16 protein-coding genes are annotated in these 18,505 nt (G+C 49.2%); 10 read left to right on the forward strand and 6 right to left on the reverse strand.

Annotation, left to right across the window (positions count from 1 at the left end):
* Position 1 precedes the first annotated feature (1 nt).
* From GLV81_RS19725 to GLV81_RS00915, 4 genes are all read left to right on the forward strand, one after another.
* Complete coding sequence (locus GLV81_RS19725; protein ID WP_246186154.1) at positions 2–466, forward strand: NusA N-terminal domain-containing protein; 465 nt, start codon at positions 2–4, stop codon at positions 464–466.
* On the forward strand, positions 445–1,248 hold the full coding sequence (gene nusA, locus GLV81_RS19730) for a transcription termination factor NusA (RefSeq protein ID WP_246186155.1): 804 nt from the start codon (positions 445–447) through the stop codon (positions 1,246–1,248). Before GLV81_RS19725 ends, nusA begins: the two co-directional genes overlap by 22 nt.
* Before the next feature lie 112 nt (positions 1,249–1,360).
* On the forward strand, positions 1,361–4,396 hold the full coding sequence (gene infB / locus GLV81_RS00910; protein ID WP_157476008.1) for a translation initiation factor IF-2: 3,036 nt from the start codon (positions 1,361–1,363) through the stop codon (positions 4,394–4,396).
* A 114-nt stretch (positions 4,397–4,510) separates the two neighbouring features.
* Positions 4,511–5,452: a DMT family transporter gene (locus GLV81_RS00915; protein WP_157476010.1), complete on the forward strand. Its 942-nt coding sequence runs from the start codon at positions 4,511–4,513 to the stop codon at positions 5,450–5,452.
* A 2-nt stretch (positions 5,453–5,454) separates the two neighbouring features.
* Here the strand turns inward: GLV81_RS00915 and GLV81_RS00920 are convergent, their stop codons facing one another.
* The 4 genes from GLV81_RS00920 to GLV81_RS00935 all read right to left on the reverse strand — a co-directional run bounded on the left by GLV81_RS00920 (position 5,455) and on the right by GLV81_RS00935 (position 10,221).
* Positions 5,455–6,762, reverse strand: a complete 1,308-nt coding sequence (locus tag GLV81_RS00920; protein WP_157480628.1) for an NAD(P)/FAD-dependent oxidoreductase — start codon at positions 6,760–6,762, stop codon at positions 5,455–5,457.
* A 180-nt stretch (positions 6,763–6,942) separates the two neighbouring features.
* The gene (locus GLV81_RS00925) at positions 6,943–9,132 is read right to left on the reverse strand and encodes a PspC domain-containing protein (protein WP_157476012.1); all 2,190 of its coding nucleotides are present in this window, start codon (positions 9,130–9,132) and stop codon (positions 6,943–6,945) included.
* Positions 9,133–9,390: 258 nt separating this feature from the next.
* Positions 9,391–9,639: a PadR family transcriptional regulator gene (locus GLV81_RS19735; RefSeq protein WP_246186156.1), complete on the reverse strand. Its 249-nt coding sequence runs from the start codon at positions 9,637–9,639 to the stop codon at positions 9,391–9,393.
* A 135-nt stretch (positions 9,640–9,774) separates the two neighbouring features.
* Positions 9,775–10,221 (reverse strand): hypothetical protein, encoded by a 447-nt coding sequence (locus GLV81_RS00935; protein WP_157476014.1) that lies wholly within the window; start codon positions 10,219–10,221, stop codon positions 9,775–9,777.
* A gap of 174 nt (positions 10,222–10,395) precedes the next feature.
* On the opposite strand from GLV81_RS00935, the gene GLV81_RS00940 reads away from it, so the two are divergent.
* Genes GLV81_RS00940 through GLV81_RS19740 form a run of 3 tightly spaced genes read left to right on the forward strand, consistent with a single transcriptional unit; the run spans position 10,396 to position 12,083 of the window.
* A complete protein-coding gene (locus GLV81_RS00940) occupies positions 10,396–10,986 on the forward strand; it encodes a TetR/AcrR family transcriptional regulator (protein WP_157476016.1) in 591 nt (196 codons plus the stop codon).
* A gap of 21 nt (positions 10,987–11,007) precedes the next feature.
* A complete protein-coding gene (locus GLV81_RS00945) occupies positions 11,008–11,961 on the forward strand; it encodes an FAD-binding oxidoreductase (protein ID WP_246186157.1) in 954 nt (317 codons plus the stop codon).
* Positions 11,958–12,083 carry a hypothetical protein gene (locus GLV81_RS19740; protein ID WP_246186158.1) on the forward strand — a complete coding sequence of 42 codons (126 nt, stop codon included), beginning with the start codon at positions 11,958–11,960 and terminating at the stop codon, positions 12,081–12,083. The genes GLV81_RS00945 and GLV81_RS19740 overlap by 4 nt, the downstream gene beginning before the upstream one ends.
* Positions 12,084–12,194: 111 nt before the next feature.
* Here the strand turns inward: GLV81_RS19740 and recQ are convergent, their stop codons facing one another.
* Entirely contained in the window at positions 12,195–14,522 is a 2,328-nt protein-coding gene (gene recQ, locus GLV81_RS00950) for a DNA helicase RecQ (RefSeq protein WP_157476018.1), read from the reverse strand.
* A 264-nt stretch (positions 14,523–14,786) separates the two neighbouring features.
* Here recQ and GLV81_RS00955 point away from each other — a divergent pair, with 264 nt between their 5' ends.
* The 3 genes from GLV81_RS00955 to GLV81_RS00960 are packed head-to-tail and all read left to right on the forward strand — an operon-like array spanning position 14,787 to position 16,867.
* Positions 14,787–15,803 carry a KpsF/GutQ family sugar-phosphate isomerase gene (locus tag GLV81_RS00955; protein WP_246186159.1) on the forward strand — a complete coding sequence of 339 codons (1,017 nt, stop codon included), beginning with the start codon at positions 14,787–14,789 and terminating at the stop codon, positions 15,801–15,803.
* 31 nt (positions 15,804–15,834) lie between these two features.
* Positions 15,835–16,245 (forward strand): sugar phosphate nucleotidyltransferase, encoded by a 411-nt coding sequence (locus GLV81_RS20945; RefSeq protein ID WP_281350756.1) that lies wholly within the window; start codon positions 15,835–15,837, stop codon positions 16,243–16,245.
* Positions 16,232–16,867: a mannose-1-phosphate guanylyltransferase gene (locus tag GLV81_RS00960; RefSeq protein WP_281350757.1), complete on the forward strand. Its 636-nt coding sequence runs from the start codon at positions 16,232–16,234 to the stop codon at positions 16,865–16,867. The genes GLV81_RS20945 and GLV81_RS00960 overlap by 14 nt, the downstream gene beginning before the upstream one ends.
* 100 nt (positions 16,868–16,967) lie before the next feature.
* Here the strand turns inward: GLV81_RS00960 and GLV81_RS00965 are convergent, their stop codons facing one another.
* Positions 16,968–18,494, reverse strand: a complete 1,527-nt coding sequence (locus GLV81_RS00965) for a DUF1501 domain-containing protein (protein WP_157476020.1) — start codon at positions 18,492–18,494, stop codon at positions 16,968–16,970.
* Between the last annotated feature and the right edge of the window lie 11 nt (positions 18,495–18,505).

Consider the following 18,505-nt stretch of genomic DNA (forward strand, 5'->3'; position numbering starts at 1 on the left):
AATGGCAAGTATTAACCTGATTGAGGCGTTTCAGGAGTTCAAGGACGCAGAAAATATTGACCGTCCGACCCTGATGAAGGTAGTGGAAGACGTTTTTAAAACACTCCTTCGCAAAAAGTATGGTAGCGATGACAACTTCGACGTCATTGTAAACGCCGAAAAGGGCGACCTCGAAATTCTGAGGCACCGCATGATTGTAGAAGATGGCGAAGTGCAAGATCCACTGGCCGAAATTGCTTATACCGATGCCATTAAAATTGAACCCGACTTTGAGGTAGGCGAAGAACTGTTTGAAGAAATTGATTTATTCGACTTCGGCCGCCGGGCCATTTTGGCTGCCAAGCAAACTTTGGCCAGCCGCATTAGCGACCTGAAGAAAAACCTGTTGGTTAAAAAATACGAAGACCGTATTGGCGAACTCATCAGTGCTGAAGTATACCAGGCTTGGAAAAAGAAGCCCTGCTGATGGACGAAGAAGGCAACGAACTCGTACTGCCCCGCAGCGAGCAAATTCCACAAGACTTCATGAAGAAAGGCGAACCCGTTCGTGCTGTGGTAAAAAAAGTGGAACTCAAAAACAACTCGCCTGTCATCATCCTCAGCCGTACGCATCCTTCTTTCCTGGCACAATTGCTCGAAATTGAAGTGCCCGAAATTGCCGATGGTCTCATCAACATCAAGAAGATTGTACGTGAGCCCGGCGAACGTGCTAAGGTTGCTGTAGAAAGCCTTGACGACCGCATTGACCCCGTAGGTGCCTGTGTAGGTATGAAGGGTAGCCGTATTCACGGCATCGTTCGGGAGTTGAAAAACGAAAACATCGACGTGATCAACTGGACCAATAACATCAACCTGCTGGTACAACGGGCATTGACGCCTGCCAAAATCAGCAGCATGAAAATTGACCTCGACAGAAAACATGCAGATGTGTTTTTGCCCGCCGATCAGGTAAGCCTGGCCATTGGTAAGCGTGGTGTCAACATCAAACTGGCTTGCGAACTCACCGGCTTGGACATCGACGTATTCCGCGACAACGAAGGCGAAGACGTAGAATTCGACATCGACCTCGAAGAATTCTCTGATGAAATTGATATGTGGGTGATTGATGAGTTCAAGCGCATTGGCTGCGATACTGCCCGTGCCGTACTCAACCTCAGCGCCGAAGAACTGGAGCGCCGCACCGACCTCGAAAAGGAAACCATCGAAGATGTGTTGCGTATTTTGAAAGAAGAATTTGAACGGGAATAGTCAATCCGGGTTACCCAACGTACTTTTGACCATTATATAGCAGATACCTGGCCAAACCCGATTCAGGTTTCCGCAACAAAACAGCCGCCGGCAGGCAGCAATAAGAAACAGAATGTCAGAACAGAAATTACCGAGATTACTAGCAGCAGCCAAAGAATTCAACATTGGGCAAGATACCCTGGTGGAATTTCTGGCAGGCAAAGGCTTCAACCGCGATGACCTGAAGCCTACAGCCAAGCTTTCACCAGAAATGTACTTGTCGCTTCAGAAAGAATTCCAAAGCGATAAAGTGGCCAAGGCAAAAAGCGACATGATCGATTTGCCCAAAGGTGCCACTGCAGAAGCCCGGAAGAAGAAAGAAGAAGAGGAAATCAGCTTCAAAAAAGAGGAAAAGAAGCCTGCCGAAAAAGAAGTGGTAAGCCAGGTAGAGGAAACGCCTGCACCCGTTGCAGCTCCCGCTCCGGCTCCCGCACCAGCGCCTGTGGTAGCAGAACCAACGCCAGCGCCTGCTCCTGCTCCGGAACCCACTCCAGTGGTGGCTGCACCCGTAGTCGAGCCAGCAGCACCAGCACCTGCGCCGGCCCCTGCTCCTGTGGCCGAAGAGCCTGTAGCGCCAGCACCTGCCAGCAAGCCTGAAACGCCTGCTATTGAAATGCCCAAAGTACTGGGTGTAATTGATCTGGATGCTATTGACTCCAGCACTCGTCCGAAGAAAACGGCTAAAAAACCTGCTGAAAAGCCGGCAGAAGCACCAGCCCCTGCTGCTGCAAAACCTGCTGACGTACCAGCTCCGGCTGCACCTGCACCTAAGCAAGAAGCGGCACCTGCTGCGGCCCCTGCTCCTGCTGCCGAAGAGCCAGCTAAGGAAGAAGAAAAAGTAATTGAAAATATTCAGGCAGAACGCCTGAGCGGCCCCAAAATCATTGGTAAAATCGAACTGCCTGTACGGTCAGATACAAGGCCTCGCCCCGGCGGGCCCGGTGGCGCTGCCAATGATGATGCCAAACGCAAACGCAAACGCATCCCCATTACCGGTACCGGTGGTGGTGGCAACAATGCCGGCGGTGCGGGTGGCAATCAGCAACGCCCCGGTGGCCCTAATCAAGGTGGCGGACAGCATGGTGGCGGTCAGCGTCATCAGGGTGCTGGCAATCGCCCCGGCGATAGAAGAAGCGGACCCGGTGGCCCCGGCCAAAATCGTGGCCCTGCCGGTCGTAGAGAAGACCGCGTCATCGACGAAAAAGAAATCCAACAAAAACTGGCCGAAACACAGGCTCGCCTCAGCGGCGGCGGTGGCAATAAGGCCGGTAAAAACAGGGCCAAACTCCGCCGTGAAAAACGTCGTGAACTGGCCGAAATGCAAGAGGGTGACAACGATAGCAACGTAATCGAAGTAACAGAATTCATCAGCGCTAGTGAAATGGCCAATCTGATGGATGTAAGCCCTACCGAAGTAGTGGCCAAATGTTTCAGCCTCGGTTTGATGGTGTCTATTAACCAGCGCCTCGATGCAGAAGTAATTGAACTGGTAGCCAGCGAATTTGGCTACGATGTAAAATTTGTGGGTCTCGAAGATCAGCTCGACGAAGAAGAGGAAGAGGTAGACGATCCGGAAGAACTGAAACCACGTGCCCCCATTGTTACCATCATGGGTCACGTTGACCACGGTAAAACATCATTGCTCGACTATATCCGTAATGCCAACGTAGTAAGCGGCGAAGCAGGTGGTATCACCCAGCACATTGGCGCTTATGAAGTAACTACCGCTAGCGGCAAAAAAGTCACCTTCCTCGATACGCCCGGTCACGAAGCCTTTACGGCGATGCGTGCCCGTGGTGCCAAAGTAACCGACATTGCAGTAATTGTAGTAGCGGCCGACGATGCGGTGATGCCACAAACAAGGGAAGCCATCAGCCACGCACAAGCGGCCGGCGTACCCATGATTTTTGCCATCAACAAGATTGATAAAGATGGCGCCAACCCGCAAAAAATCTACGAACAACTCAGCCAGATGAACATTCTGGTGGAAGAGTGGGGCGGTAAATTCCAAAGTCAGGAAATCAGTGCCAAGAAAGGCCTGAACATTGACCTGCTGTTGGAAAAGATTTTGCTGGAAGCCGAAATTCTCGACCTGAAAGCGAACCCCGACCGCGAAGCCAGCGGTACCATTGTCGAAGCTACCTTGGATAAAGGCCGTGGTTATGTAGCCACATTGTTGGTACTCAATGGTACTTTGAAGCAAGGGGATATTGTGGTGAGTGGCCAGTATTTTGGTCGTGTAAAAGCAATGTTCAACGAACGCAACCAGAAAATTGAGCAGGCTGGTCCGGCTTCTCCGGCACTGTTGCTCGGTTTGAACGGTGCACCACAAGCGGGTGAGAAGTTCAAAGTATACGAAGACGAAAGCGAAGCCAAGCAGGCAGCGTATAAGCGTGGTCAGATTATGCGTGAACAAGGCATGCGGGCCCGTAAGCACATTACGCTGGATGAAATCGGTCGTCGTTTGGCATTGGGCAACTTTAAAGAACTTAATGTTATCATCAAAGGTGACGTGGATGGTTCGGTAGAAGCCTTGAGCGATAGCTTGGAAAAACTGAGCACCGAAGAAATTGTGGTGCGGGTGATTTTGAAAGGTGTGGGTGCCGTAAGTGAAAACGACGTTACACTCGCTAGTGCTTCCGACGCCATCATCATCGGCTTCAACGTTCGACCCAACCAACAAGCGGGCCGACTGGCTGAAAACGAAGGCATCGAAATCAAGCAATATTCTGTTATCTACAACGCCATCAACGATGTGAAGGCAGCCATGGAAGGCCTGTTGGAACCCAAGGTGGAAGAGAAGGAAGTGGCTTCGGTGGAAATCCGCGAAGTGTTCAAGTTCGACAAGGCAACCGTTGCCGGTTGTTATGTTACCTCGGGCAAAATCAAGCGGGACGCCAAGATTCGCCTTTACCGCGATGGTGTACTTATCTACCCACGTACCGAAGGCGGCTTTGCAGAGCTGGGCAGCCTGAAGCGTTACAAAGACGACGTGAAAGATGTATTGAACGGCACAGAGTGTGGTTTGACCATCAAGAACTTCACCGACATTCAGGTGGGCGATACCGTAGTAGCGATCGAAGAAGAAGAAGTAAAACGTACTTTGTAAGCAACGCTTACTTCTAGGTAAATACTCATCCGGCAGGCATTTGTGCTTGCCGGATTTTTTTATGCTTCATATCACGATAGCAAAGGCGGTTGCATCGCTTACCTTTGCGCCTCCATGAAAAAGAGTGCTCTTCCTTATTTGGCTTTGGTATTGACATCGGTGGTGTGGGGCACTACCTGGGTGGCATCCAAGTTTGGCATTCAGGGTGTGCACCCGTTGTTTTTTTCAGCCATCCGCCAGTTGCTGGGTGGCTTGTGTTATCTCATATTTTTTGTAGCCATTGGCAAAGCCGTGTGGCCAAGCCGCAAAGAGTGGGGCTACCTCATCCTGATGGGGTTGCTGCTTTTTGTAAGCAGTAATGGACTCACCACCTGGGGTATCAAGTACATCAACAGCGGTTTGGGTGCCATCATCGGGGCCATTTTTCCTTTGTTTGTTGCCATCATCGATTGGGCAAGAGGAAGCAGTGATAAGCCCAATTTATTAGCGAGTGCAGGATTGATCCTGGGCTTTGCCGGCGTGGCCATCATTTTTTACGAGCATATTGCCGACTTCGCCAACAGCGATTTTTCCTTTGGTATTATTCTATCGCTTATAGCTGCTTTTACCTGGGCTGTAGGAACTGTTATGACTACGAACAACAGCATTGGCCTCAACCGCTATTATAGTTTGGGCTGGCAAATGTTTTTAGCCGGATTTATGCTCACCTGTATTTCTGCCGGCTCTGGCTTGGCCATGCCCCTGCAAGAAATACCTGCACAAACCTGGTATGCGTTGGCCTACATGGTTACGTTTGGGTCCATTATTACGTTTGGTGCTTTTATTTATTCGCTGCAGCATTTACCTACCACACTGGCTTCTATTTATGCATACATCAACCCCATGGTAGCAGTAGTGCTTGGCCATTTTATTTTGGGTGAAGCATGGAGTCTGTTTTTGCTGGTAGGTGCACTGGTAACTGTAGCCGGTGTGTTTTTGGTAAACACAGGTTTTAAAAAAGCCCGGGCCGGCGAAACCGTTACCTGGCGCAGCTTGCTGCTCGGTAGAAGGGCATAGCATCAAGTACTACTGGTAGTTCGATGGTCGCGGTCAAATTCTTTAAAAATGAGCCGCAAACTTTGATCGTATGTGAGGTAGTTGTACATCCAGTTGATGAATACCATCAGTTTGTTTTTAACGCCAAGTATCAGCATCAGGTGTAAAAACATCCATACAAGCCAGGCGAACAAGCCGCCGAAGTGCCATCTCTTTCCCGATGATTTTGGAAACGGTAAATCAACCACGGCTTTGTTGCGGCCAACGGTTGCCATGCTGCCGAGATCTTTGTATTCGTACGGCTTCCATTCAGCAATATCGGCCGGGTATTTACGCCAGTTGTTGGCAAGGTTCACCGCCTGATTGATGGCCACATTGGCTACCTGCGGATGTCCGTTTGGATAGCTGGGCGTTTGCATCCATGCAACATCACCCAAGGCATACACATTGCTAAAACCTTCTACCTGATTAAAGCGATTGACCTTGATGCGGTTGCCCCGCACAATCAGCGAAGGGTCGATGCCATCAGGCACGTTGCCTTTAATGCCTGCAGCCCATATTACCAATCCGCTTTCTATCGTGTTGCCATCTTTTAGTGTAATGGTTTGCCCATCATAAGTTTCCATCAGGGTATTGGTCATTACCTCTACGCCCAACTGCTGCAAGTATTGCTGGCTTTGCCGGCTGCTGCTTTCACTCATGGCAGCAAGGGTTTTACCTGTGCCTTCCAATAGCAAAATGCGCATCTTAGAAAAATCAATTTCAGGATAGTCTTTGGGCAGCACAAAGCTTTTCATTTCGGCAATGGCGCCGCTCAGTTCTACACCAGTTGGCCCGCCTCCCACTACTACAATCGTAAGTAATCGCTGCTGCAAAATGGGGTCCTGTGTATATAGCAGCGCTTCAAAGTTGGTTATGATTTTATGCCGGAGTTGTAACGCTTCTACCGTGCTTTTCATTGGGTAGGTGTGCTGCTCTAAATCAGCATTGCCAAAGAAGTTGGTATCTGCACCGGTCGCTATCACCAAGTCGTCATAAAGCTGCCTACCGTGCTCGGTATGTACAACCTGCGCTTGGGTATCAATGCCCGTTACTTTATCAAGTCGTATCCGTACATTTTTACTGTTGTGAAAAACTTTACGCAGCGGAAAAGAAATATTACTGGCATCAAGCCCGCCCGTGGCCACCTGATAAAAGAGGGGTTGAAACTGATGATAGTTAAACCGGTCGATAAGAGTGACCGCAAATGCGGGCTTATTGTTGAGTTTTCGGGCCAATTGCAAACCGGCGAAACCACCGCCGATAATGACCACTTTGCGAATAGTGTGCATACCACAAGATAACAATGCTTGCACACAAGAGTTTGTTAGCTGAATCACAAAGCGGCCCTGCTTCTCATGCTCAACTATTTGTTTGCTACCATGGATAAATAAAAGGCCCCGCCGGTAAAAACCAGCAGGGCGCCAACCTAAAAACTAATGAAGGTGTAAAAAGGTATCGGTGGTACGGAACTAAAAGAGTTTAAGTACACTGGCCAGCGGCGACATGGGTCGAAAGTTGCTGCCGGTAACAGTGGCATCGTCAGTATTATTTTCTGCAGGCTTTTCTTTTACCTGCTTGTAGCGGTACACACTGTCTGGTGTGGCTTGCTGCTTGGGGGCTGCAGGCGATTTCGGTGCCGTTGGCTCTTTCACGTTGTTACTATCTGTGATGATGGTTTCTCTGCCACGATCGGTGTTGCGATCGATCCTGTTGTACCGGTTGCCGTCACGGTCAGGATTGCGGCCATCCCATTCCAGCCGGTCTTCGGTCATTTGCATGTCTATTTCATCTTCCCAGTACAGGCCTTCTTCCCATTCGCGGTCAATATCTATGCGGAAGCCACGGCGGCTGCGGCCAAAGTCGATGTTGAAATAATCATAGTCATCTACTTCATTGCTCAGGCGAATGTTTTTGCCTACAGGTACTTCAATTACAATCATCACTTTTTGATTGCGCCATTTATCATGGCGGGCAATGGTGAACGTACCGGGTAGATAAAGGATATCGTCTTTTTGTACAATGGGGAAGTTGATTTTTTCGGCCAGCTGCTGTGCCTGTGCACGGTCGCGGCCACGGCTCATGCGAATCATGTGCACATGAAACAAACTGTCTTTGCTCTTCACCACATTTACTTTGGCAGTGTTTACATACATGCTGTCGCCATCAATGCTTACCAGGCCATCCATTTCAAACCAACCATCGTAGTAGCTGATTTGCTCATCGGCAATGGCCACTTCGAGCTTGCCATTTTTGGGCTGCTGAATGCTGATTTCTTCCCGCTTACCTATTTGGGTAGAAAAGCTGCGGCGTACACTGCCCAACAAGGCGATAAGGCAAAACAAACCCACAAACCACAGCGCAGTAAATGCATATCCGATAAACTTGTTGTGGGTACGCACTTTCATAAGGCGGCGGATAAACCATACCAGTATGCTGATGATGGGAACACCGATGAACAATACAAGGGTACCAAGGGCAAACAGGTTTTGGGATGTGCCTTGCAAAAAGAAGTCGTGCAGCGGCATTACACCTACACCGGCGCCGGTGAGGGCTATGAGGGCTACAAACAACCCGAAGGCTACGCAACCCAACACGAAGTACACAAAAGCTTTTACCAGAATAGCAATGGCGTTGCCAATACCGCTACCCGATTTTTTTACTTCTGCATTGAAAGCCTGGCCGCGGTCCTGAAAGGTTTCTTTCATTTCGCTACCCATTTTTTGAGCAGAGGCTTTTACCTCTTCGCCCATTTTTTGGGCACGGCCTTTAAAGCCCTGCGGATCGTTCATTACGGTATCGCGGATGCTGTTGAGGTCCACTTTTTCGCCCCGCATTTCCAACTTTTCAGAAGCGGTGAGTGCTTCGGGCAGTACAATCCAGAGGATTACGTACACGAGGATGAATGTAGAACCACCGAAACCGCCTACGAAGATGGGACCATCATCGAAAAAGTTGCGACCGATAGAAGTGATGAGGCCAAAGATGAATGGCGCTGCAAAAATGACGCGGGGAATGGCAGGGTTGATATCAAAATACTTACCGAGGCCACCGCATACGCCGCTGATGACTTTATCATCGGGGTCACGAAAAAGGCGTTTGCGTACATGGTTCACCAGGCTTTTGCTGGGCAATACAATCCAGAGGATGATGTACAGCAGAATACCTGTGCCACCTACAATCAGCAGGAAAGCAAAGATGAGGCGAACCACTGCAGGGTCGATGCCGAGGTAGTGGGCAATGCCACTGGCTACACCGGCCAAAATTTTGTCTTGCTCATCGCGGTAGAGGCGCTTGGGTTCAGTGGTTTGCTGGTATTGCTGCTGGTAGCTGTGCTGCTGCTGGCTCTGGCTGTAAGAAGCTGAGCTGCTGGCGGTGCTGGTACCAGCGTCTTCATCATTGGCGGCAAAATCTTCGGGCCGGCCAATGCTGCTCATGATTTTATTGAGCTCGTCTTCGGTGATGCAGGCGGCACCTTTTTTGAGGGCTTCGCCAAAAAGTTCGCCGATGCGGTTCTCAATATCGTTGATGATTTCTTCGCGGCCTTCTTCGTTGGCAAAGTAGTTGCGCAGGCTGCTGATATAGTTTTGCAACATCTCATAAGCAGTTTCTTCAATAGGAATTACCCTGCCCTGGAAGTTGATGTTGATGACCTTTTTCATGGTGAATTCGTGTTTGGAGAGAATTTTAGGTTGGAGGAGTTGCGTGGGTGTTGTGTGTGTTTGCTGGCGTGTGTTGGGGTGTGCAAGTGTGCGTAGCAGGCGTGTTGTGTGGGTTAGGCTTCGTGGTTTGTGTGTGTGTGATTGGGTGGTTCGGTGTGTTCTGGCGGAGGGGTGAGCGGTGTGCCGTTGATAACGCTGTCTACAGCACTGGCCATTTCGTTCCAGGTACTTTCCAGCTCCTGATAAAAGGCAAGGCCCTTATCGGTGAGGCTGAAGTACTTGCGGGGCGGGCCGCTTGCTGCTTTCTACCCAGCGGTAGTTCACCATTCCTGAATTTTTGAGGCGTGTGAGCAGCGGATACAGCGTTCCTTCCAGCAGTTGGAAGTTGGCTGCTTTCATCTGCTCAATGATATCACTCGGGTAGGCCTCACCCTTGCGTATCACCGATAGCACACAAAACTCCAGTACTCCCTTGCGCATCTGACTGGCGGTGTTTTCAATGTTCATGGTGTTTGTGTTTTATTAAGTCCGAAAGTCAGGAAGACGGTAGGCCCGAATAATCAAAGTGTGCGGGTGTGAGTGCTTGGGTTGGCTTTCGTGCCTTTCCGTCTTCCTCGTGTTGACAACACAAAGATATAGGTACTAATCGGTACCATGCAACACATAGTACCATATTTTTTTTAGTACATGGCAGCCTGAGGTATTGTTGAAATGATTCAACGCATTGAAAAACAGTGTTTTAGGTAATGCAGGTAGGAATGTCGCCAAAATGACGCTTTTGGAGTAATGGCAAAATAGCTGGTTGAATGGCGGACCTGTAAAACCGGCACCCGTTCCAGAAGCTTGGTAAAGAGATGTTGGAATAAGGAATAAGCAATAAGAAATAGAGAATAAGGAAGTGGGAGAAGCTAGCCTTTGTACAACATTATCCCTCATTGGCACTGGTTTCAACCTGTAGAATGCTGATGTAAGCTGAGTGAAGGATTTCAGCCTCATCTTTTCATTTGTGGAAATAGCCTTTTGCCACAGATGCATAGATGAAAAGTGATAGACAAGTATAGCTACCAAACGGGTCAATGCTTTTCCCATTGCCAGGGTTTCAACCCGTGGATTGAGGTAGAGGCGAGTAACGGAGGGGGTTTAACCCCTTCTTAAATTACTTCATTCGTCTCGCCACAAATGCACAGATTGAATGTCGGGTTCTGTCTTATTCACCGCCAATTCATTGACTAACAACCGTTAGTTTTGTAGGAATCGATTGCTATGGCTCGCCCCAAACAAACCACCAGCCCCAACCGCCGCCAGCAAATACTGGAACAGGCTGCGGGCCTTTTTAAAACCAATGGCTTCAACGCCACCACCATGCGGCAGCTGGCCGAGCAAACCGGCATGGAAGCTGCCAGCCTCTACAACCACATCAGTAGTAAAGAAGAATTGCTGCGTGAAATTTGCTTTAGCGTTGCCAACGATTTTAATGCGCACCTGCTGCAACTCGAAGCCGATGATAGTTGCGCCAGCCGCAAAATGGAAGCCATCATCCGGTTTCACATACACATGTTGCTTACCCGCTACAATGATGTGTATGTAAGCAACCGCGACTGGAAGCATTTGAAAGAACCTTGGCTCACCAATTTTCTCAACCAACGCAAGCAATACGAAAACCGATTGGCTGCCATCATTCAGCATGGCATTGATACAGGCAAGTTCAAGGCCGTGCATCCACATGTGGCGGTGCTCACCATGCTATCAGCTGTGCGAAGCATTGAGTATTGGCAGCGCAGCAAAAAAGCCATCAGCAGCAAACAAATAGCCGACGATTTGGTAATGATGCTATTGAAAGGATTAGAACAATAACAAAGCAGATACTGTAGCGATATGGCACAACATTTTTATACCCTTACTGTAAAAAGCGTATCACCCGAAACGAACAATGCCGTTGTTGTAAGTTTTGATGTACCAGAAGCGTTGCGTAACGTATTTGCCTTTACGCAGGGTCAATACCTTACCATAAAAGCCAACATCAACGGGCAGGAAGTTCGGCGCAACTACAGCCTGTGTAGCAGCCCGCTGGATGATGCCTGGCAAATTGGTATCAAAAAAGTAGAAGGCGGTGTGTTTTCTACCTGGGCCAATACCGAACTCAAACCGGGCATGCAGTTGGAAGTGATGCCACCCATCGGTAAGTTTTTTACGCCATTGCAACCAGCGCAACAAAAGCACTACCTCGCCATTGCTGCGGGTAGTGGTATCACGCCCATTCTCAGCATCATCAGCACTACACTGCGTACCGAGCCCAACAGCCGTTTTACATTGGTGTATGGCAATCGCAACCGCAGCAGCATCATGTTTAAAGAAGCGCTGGAAGCACTCAAGGATAAATACATCGAACGCTTCCGGTTGATACATGTGCTGAGCCGCGAAAGAACCGATGCCGATATACATCATGGTCGTATTGATGCAGCCAAATGTGAAACGCTGGCCACGCAATTGATTGATGTAACGAAAGTAGATGCCTGCTTTTTGTGCGGCCCTCAGCAAATGACACTCGATGCCAAAGACACATTGATACGTGCCGGCTTGGCAACTGAAAAAATACATGTAGAGTTATTTAGTTCTGCAGCATCGCACAAGCCTATTCATAGAAATGATGCGGCGGCGCAGCACAAACAACCTATGAGCAAAGTGCAGCTGCGTATTGACGGCGTTCACTCATCTTTCGATTTGGAATACATGGGCAACAGCATACTGGATGCGGCCCTGCTGCAAGGCGCCGATCGCCCTATGCCTGCAAAGGCGGTGTATGCTGCACTTGTAAAGCCAAGTTGGTGAAAGGTGAAGTAGACATGGATGTGGTGTATGGCCTGGAGCCCGATGAAATTGCGGCAGGCTATATTCTTACCTGCCAAAGCCATCCACGCAGTGCCGAAGTAGAAGTGGATTTTGATGTGTAGTGTGTTCGCTACTTATTTTAAAACATAAAAAAGCCACGAAGCAAACTGCAGCAATACACTTGCGTGATGTTGTCGGTTTTGCTTCGTGGCTGTTGCTTTGATGGTGCAGGCTTAGTTGCCGTACACACTCAAAAATTTGATGCGCATAATTTTCAGCTGTTCCCAATCGAGGCTCAGGTCGCTCAGTTCTTTTTGCGCAATATCGAGTGACGATGTTTCGCAGCCTTTAAAGTATTCAATCACTTCTTCCTGCTCGTATTCGTCCAGCATTTCATCTATAGCGTAGTCGAGGTTGAGGCGGGTGCCGCTGGCAGCAATGGTTTCCATTTCTTCCAGCAGTTCGTGCAGGCCAAGACTTTTGTTTTTGGCAATGGTTTCCAGCGGTATTTTCTTATCAATGTTTTGAATGATATACACCTTATTGCTGCTCTTGTTTACTACGCTTTTCATCACAAAGTCTTCCGGCTTGGTAATGTCGTTTTCTTCTACGTAGTTGGCAATGAGTTCAATAAACGGCTTACCAAACTTGATGGCTTTACCCTTGCTTACACCCTGCATTTTTTCCAGCTCTTCCAGCGTTGTGGGGTACATGGTGGCCATGTCTTGCAGGCTGTTTTCGAGGAAGATGACAAACGGTGGCAGGCTACGTTTTTTCGCTTCCCGCTGACGCAGTTCTTTCAGCATTTCAAACAGCTTGTCGTCGGCGGCAGCACCGGTGCCAGCACCATCGCCACCATCGTAGTCGCCATCATCTTCGTTGGCATCTTCAAACTGGTTGTTGAGCACAATGCGGAATTCGGTTGGCTTCTTCATAAATGCCTTTCCTTTATCCGTAAACTTCAGCAGGCCATATTCTTCAATGTCTTTGCGGAGCAAAGTGCTCAGCAACATTTGGCGAATGAGACTGTTCCAGAAATGAGCGTCTTTGTCTTTGCCAATGCCAAACTCCGGAATGTTGTTGTGGCGGAACATGGTCACCTGCGGTATGGGGTTGCCCAGCAATATGTTGATGACGTAATCAATATTGAAATGTTCATCCAACGCTTTCACCACTTTCATCACTTTAATCACTTCGTCTTTGGTGTCGATGGATTCTTTCGGATGCAGGCAGTTGTCGCAAAGGCCGCAGTTTTCCTGCTTAGCTTCTTCGCCAAAATAGTGCAGCAAAATTTTGCGGCGGCACACGTTGCTCTCCGCAAATGCTACGGTTTCGTTGATGAGTTGAGCACCCACTTCCCGCTCACTCAGCGGCTTGTCCCGCATCAGGTGTTCCAGCTTGGCCACATCGCTGTGAGAGTAGTATAGAATACACTTGCCTTCCATGCCATCCCTACCGGCACGGCCCGTTTCCTGATAATAGTTTTCGATGGATTTGGGAATGTTGAAGTGAATCACAAAACGGATATCCGGTTTGTCGATGCCCATGCCAAAAGCAATGGTAGCCACAATCACCTGCACATCTTCATTCAAAAATTTATCCTGACGCTCGGCTCGTATTTTGGCATCGAGGCCAGCGTGGTAGGCTACTGCTTTGATGTTGTTGGCCTGCAATACTTCAGCCAGCTCTTCAGTGGTTTTGCGGTTGAGGGTGTAGATAATGCCACTCTTGCCTTTGTTCTGCGAAATGAACTTGACAATGTTCCGCACCGTTTGTTCCTTCTTCACTTTGGGTTGTACTTCGTAGTACAGGTTGGTGCGGTTGAAAGAAGAAATGTAAATGTTCGGATTGCGCAGGCCCAGATTTTTGACAATATCGCTTTGCACTTTTGGCGTAGCCGTGGCCGTAAGTGCAATCACCGGAATTTGTTCGTTAATCTCGTCCATCATATCCCGCAGGCGGCGATACTCAGGTCGGAAGTCGTGGCCCCATTCAGAAATACAGTGGGCTTCGTCTACCGCAAAAAAGGAAATATTAAGGTCACGGAAAAAATCGAGGTTGTCTTGCTTGGTCAGCGTTTCTGGCGCTACGTACAAAATTTTGGTGCGGCCGCTGGTGAGGTCGTCTTTCACTTCCCGCTGCTGGGTTTTGTTCAGCGTACTATTGAGGAAGTGGGCAATATTGTCGTTGTCGCTGTAGCCACGCACCAGGTCTACCTGGTTTTTCATGAGGGCAATGAGCGGACTCACCACAATGGCCACGCCATCACAAATCATAGCGGGCAGTTGGTAGCAAAGGCTTTTGCCACCGCCGGTGGGCATAATGATGAAGGTGTCTTTGCCGCTGAGCAGGCTGTTGATGGCTTCGAGTTGCTTGCCTTTAAAGGCATCGAAACCAAAATGGAAGTTGAGTTTTTCCAGCAGTTCAGCTTCGCTAAAAGTAGAAATTGGAGCAGTGGTATGTTGGGTAGCCGTTTTTTTGGCCGATGCTTTTTTGGTAACAGCAGTGCCCGTTGTTTTTTTAGGGGTTGCTGCTGATTTTTTCGCCACAGTTTTTGCCATGATATGCCATTTTGCTTCCTGGCACAATTGCCCGGAACTTCTTTAAGATACTTCAATTCAGCCAGTGGGACGTGTTTTTCGTCTGAAAAAATCTGAGAGTGTGCAGAAATGAAAACTGGTGCCGATTGGCATGACACGCCTGTACTGAAAAAAGGATGGCGAAGTTAGTTTTTAATGCAACGCACCGGGGGGCCATTTCCCCCAGAAAATGTTAAAGAAACCCAGCTGTGACACAAATTTTACAGAGCTGCCAGCAGCCTAAAAATGCCTGCCGGAGTGCAGGCTGCTACGGGCAAAAGGCTACCTTTGCGCCGCATGGCACAACCCAATATTCTTACCCTTGCGCAGCAAAGCATTCAGATAGAAGCAGATAGCGTGGCTGCCCTACAGGGTTTTATCGATCAGCAGTTTGAACAAGTGGTGCAAACCATACACCAATGCAGCGGCCGCTTGGTGGTAAGCGGCATTGGCAAAAGCGCCATCATTGCCCAAAAAATTGTAGCCACCCTCAACAGCACGGGTACACCCAGCTTGTACATGCATGCTGCCGATGCCATCCATGGCGATTTGGGCATGATTACGCAACACGATGTGGTGATGCTCATCAGCAAAAGCGGCAACAGCCCCGAGATTAAAGTGCTGGTACCCCTCATCAAAAACTTTGGCAATACCCTCATCGGCATGGTGGGCAATACCGGTAGTTTTTTGGCCACCCAATCTGATTTGGTGCTCAATACGACAGTAGAAAAAGAAGCCTGCCCTAACAATCTGGCACCCACCAGCAGTACTACCGCTCAAATGGTAATGGGCGATGCACTGGCGGTTTGCCTCATGCACCTCAATCATTTTACCGGCGACGATTTTGCCCGTTTCCACCCCGGTGGTGCTTTGGGTAAAAAGTTGTTTCTGCGGGTGTCTGACCTCATTGCCAACAACCCCGTGCCCATGGTACGGCCCGAAACACCGCTCCCCGAAACGGTGATAGAAATGACGGCCAAACGATTGGGGGCAACAGCTGTGATAAACGAAGACGGCAGTTTGTTCGGAGTGATAACCGATGGCGATTTGCGCCGCATGCTCGAACGCCGACAGCCCATTGCCGGTGTTACAGCTGCTGACATTTGCACCCGTCATCCCAAAACCATCGACCCCGATGCCATGGCCATGCATGCCCTTGATGTGCTGCGTCAATACGACATTACACACCTGGTGGTACTTGCCAACAACCAATATGTGGGAATCCTACATTTGCACGACCTCGTAAAAGAAGGCTTGCTATAAAAAAATACACGCAACAAACCAACCCATACACATGAATAATCATCAATATGTGGCCATCATGGCGGGCGGCATTGGAAGTCGCTTTTGGCCCATGAGCCGCAACCGGTTGCCCAAGCAGTTTCTCGACGTGCTCGGTACCGGTCAAACGCTGCTGCAATCTACCTACAACCGCTTTGCAGCGTTTGTACCTGCAGAAAATATTTTCATCATCACGTTTGAAGAATATGCGCCACTGGTGGCACAGCAATTGCCCCACCTGCCGGCTGCCAATATTTTGAAAGAACCCAGCCGCAAAAGCACAGCGCCCTGTGTAGCCTACATGGCTTTCAAACTCATGCAGCGCAATCCCGAAGCATCTTTCATTGTATCGCCCAGCGATCATTTGGTGATGGATCGAGACGGGCTTTGCCGACCTGGCAAAGCAGGCTTTGCAGTTTGCTGAAGAAAGAAATGCACTGGTGACTTTGGGCATTAATCCTACCTATCCCAACACAGGTTACGGCTACATTCAATACGATCAGGAGCCGGTGGAGAACAACGTGTTTAAGGTGAAAACCTTTACCGAAAAACCCAACCTGGAGTTGGCAAAAACCTTTTTGGCCAGCGGCGACTTTTTATGGAACGCAGGCATATTTGTGTGGAAGGCTGCCGATGTGTTGCATGCATTTGAACAACACCTGCCAGAGATGTACGAAGTGTTTGCTGCGGAGGCCAATTTGTTTGATACCGAACAAGAACACGAAGCACTGGTACGCATCTATCCGCAGTGTACCAATATTTCTATCGACTACGGTATTATGGAAAAGGCGCAAAACGTGCACATCATACCGGCCAGCATTGGCTGGAGCGATTTGGGTACCTGGAACAGCGCCTACGAAAACATGGACAAAGATTATTTGGGCAATGCCGTAACGGGTAAAAACGTAATGGTGATAGATGCGACCCGCAACATGGTGCATGTACCCGATAGCAAAATGGTAGTGCTGCAGGGCCTCGATGATTTTGTTATTGTAGACACCAACGATGTACTGCTCATTTGCAAAAAGACCGGGAGCAGGAAATAAAAGATTACATGGCAGAAGTAAAGCGCAACAAAGGCGATAAGTATTTGTAAAGCGTTGCTGCTATCATTTTTCAAAAAACCATTCCACACGGAATGGTTTTTTATTGCCCGGTAATGTTGAGTTGCACACCGGGTTTTACATCGAGTGTGCCATGTACTTCCATTTTGTGAACGCTTACCGATTGCGGAATGTGCAGCGTATGTCCGGCATTTACAATCACAGTTTCGCCGGCCAGTGGCATGCGGCCGGCACTCCAGGTACTGCGGTCGGCCCAGTTGCCATTGGTTATTGTTTCAATGGTCGGTTTGAGTATGCTGGTGGTGGCAAAAGGCTGATACAAAATTTGCGCTGTATCGCCGGGGTCGTTGCCCAGCCAGTCATTCAGCACGTCGGCGTACACTCTTCTGAAATCAATTTGCATGGCCAAATCACGTTGTGTTTCCCACGGTTGCGGGTTTACCGGTAGCAAATCGCTGACAAGGTTAGACGGTGTGCCGATTTGTTTTTTCTGCAAGCCTTGGCCTATGAGAAACATGGGTGCTGCCTGCCCATGATCGGTGCCGAGTGAACTGTTGGAATTGGCCCTGCGGCCAAACTCAGAAAAGGTCATGCTCAGTACTCTTTGTTGGGTGCCCTGCAGTTGCAAATCGGTGTAAAAAGCTTTTACAGCATCGCCCAATTGCTTGAGCAGATTGGCATGGGTGCCGGTGGTTACATCGCTGCTTTCGGCCTGGCCCGAATGCGTATCAAAACCATCCATCGACACGAAATAAATTTTGCTTTTTAAACCGCCGTGTATCAATCGGGATACAATTTTCAATTGATCGGCCAGCCGGTTTTGTGTGGGGTAAGTGGCCAGATTTGCACCGGCATCTGCCGCTTGTTTTATTTCGGCTGAATAGCCCACTGCCAGCACCTGCTGCCGCCGTACAAAGGCCACCAAATCGCCAGCATCGCAGCAGGGCAAATCTTCGCCGGCTACATTGCAGCTTTCGCCAATCAGTTGGTAAAAAGCATTGGCATCATTGATGGTAACACCTGTTGATTGGGTTGTACCCTGCAACGTAGGTGTAGCGGTGTATCCAATTTGCAAAGCCAACGGATCTTCCATGCTGGCGCTGGGGTATCCTGCTGGATAACCTGTAAAACGCTGCTCCAGGTAGCGGCCCGCCCAACCCGTACTGGCGTATTGATTGGCACTTACGCCTGTCATCCAAATATCGCTGCTACGGGCATGGCTTTGGTTCGAATCGGGATAGCCAGCGGCATGCACAATACTTACCAATCCATCATTGTACAAATCCCGCATGCCTGATAGTGCCGGGTGCAGGGCAATGTCTGTTTCGCCTTCCAGCACCAGCAGTTTATTGGTAGGAATAGCAATATTGCTGCGCAAATTGTAGTACTGTGAATATTGTGCTACAGGTATTACGGTGTTCAATCCATCATTGCCACCTACCATGTTGATGATGACCAGCACATGGTCTTCATGAGCAGCCGGTACATTGCCCAACGCCTGCACCAAATGGCTGGCTTCGCTGTGGGCCGTCATGCCAAAACCATTGAGCTGAAGCGGAAGTGCCACAGAAGCCAAAGCCGTATTGCGAACAAAGATTCTTCTTTTCATAAATGCAAATG

This window comes from Phnomibacter ginsenosidimutans, assembly GCF_009740285.1.
GTDB classification, from domain to species: domain Bacteria; phylum Bacteroidota; class Bacteroidia; order Chitinophagales; family Chitinophagaceae; genus Phnomibacter; species Phnomibacter ginsenosidimutans.

Bases quoted from the DNA above. Each gene is read 5' to 3' on its own strand.
- GLV81_RS19725 (WP_246186154.1), top strand. From the start codon at position 2: ATGGCAAGTATTAACCTGATTGAGGCGTTTCAGGAGTTCAAGGACGCA.
- infB (WP_157476008.1), top strand. From the start codon at position 1,361: ATGTCAGAACAGAAATTACCGAGATTACTAGCAGCAGCCAAAGAATTC.
- GLV81_RS00915 (WP_157476010.1), top strand. From the start codon at position 4,511: ATGAAAAAGAGTGCTCTTCCTTATTTGGCTTTGGTATTGACATCGGTG.
- GLV81_RS00920 (WP_157480628.1), bottom strand. From the start codon at position 6,762: ATGCACACTATTCGCAAAGTGGTCATTATCGGCGGTGGTTTCGCCGGT.
- GLV81_RS00925 (WP_157476012.1), bottom strand. From the start codon at position 9,132: ATGAAAAAGGTCATCAACATCAACTTCCAGGGCAGGGTAATTCCTATT.
- GLV81_RS19735 (WP_246186156.1), bottom strand. From the start codon at position 9,639: ATGAACATTGAAAACACCGCCAGTCAGATGCGCAAGGGAGTACTGGAG.
- GLV81_RS00935 (WP_157476014.1), bottom strand. From the start codon at position 10,221: ATGGGAAAAGCATTGACCCGTTTGGTAGCTATACTTGTCTATCACTTT.
- GLV81_RS00940 (WP_157476016.1), top strand. From the start codon at position 10,396: ATGGCTCGCCCCAAACAAACCACCAGCCCCAACCGCCGCCAGCAAATA.
- GLV81_RS00945 (WP_246186157.1), top strand. From the start codon at position 11,008: ATGGCACAACATTTTTATACCCTTACTGTAAAAAGCGTATCACCCGAA.
- recQ (WP_157476018.1), bottom strand. From the start codon at position 14,522: ATGGCAAAAACTGTGGCGAAAAAATCAGCAGCAACCCCTAAAAAAACA.
- GLV81_RS00955 (WP_246186159.1), top strand. From the start codon at position 14,787: ATGCCTGCCGGAGTGCAGGCTGCTACGGGCAAAAGGCTACCTTTGCGC.
- GLV81_RS20945 (WP_281350756.1), top strand. From the start codon at position 15,835: ATGAATAATCATCAATATGTGGCCATCATGGCGGGCGGCATTGGAAGT.
- GLV81_RS00965 (WP_157476020.1), bottom strand. From the start codon at position 18,494: ATGAAAAGAAGAATCTTTGTTCGCAATACGGCTTTGGCTTCTGTGGCA.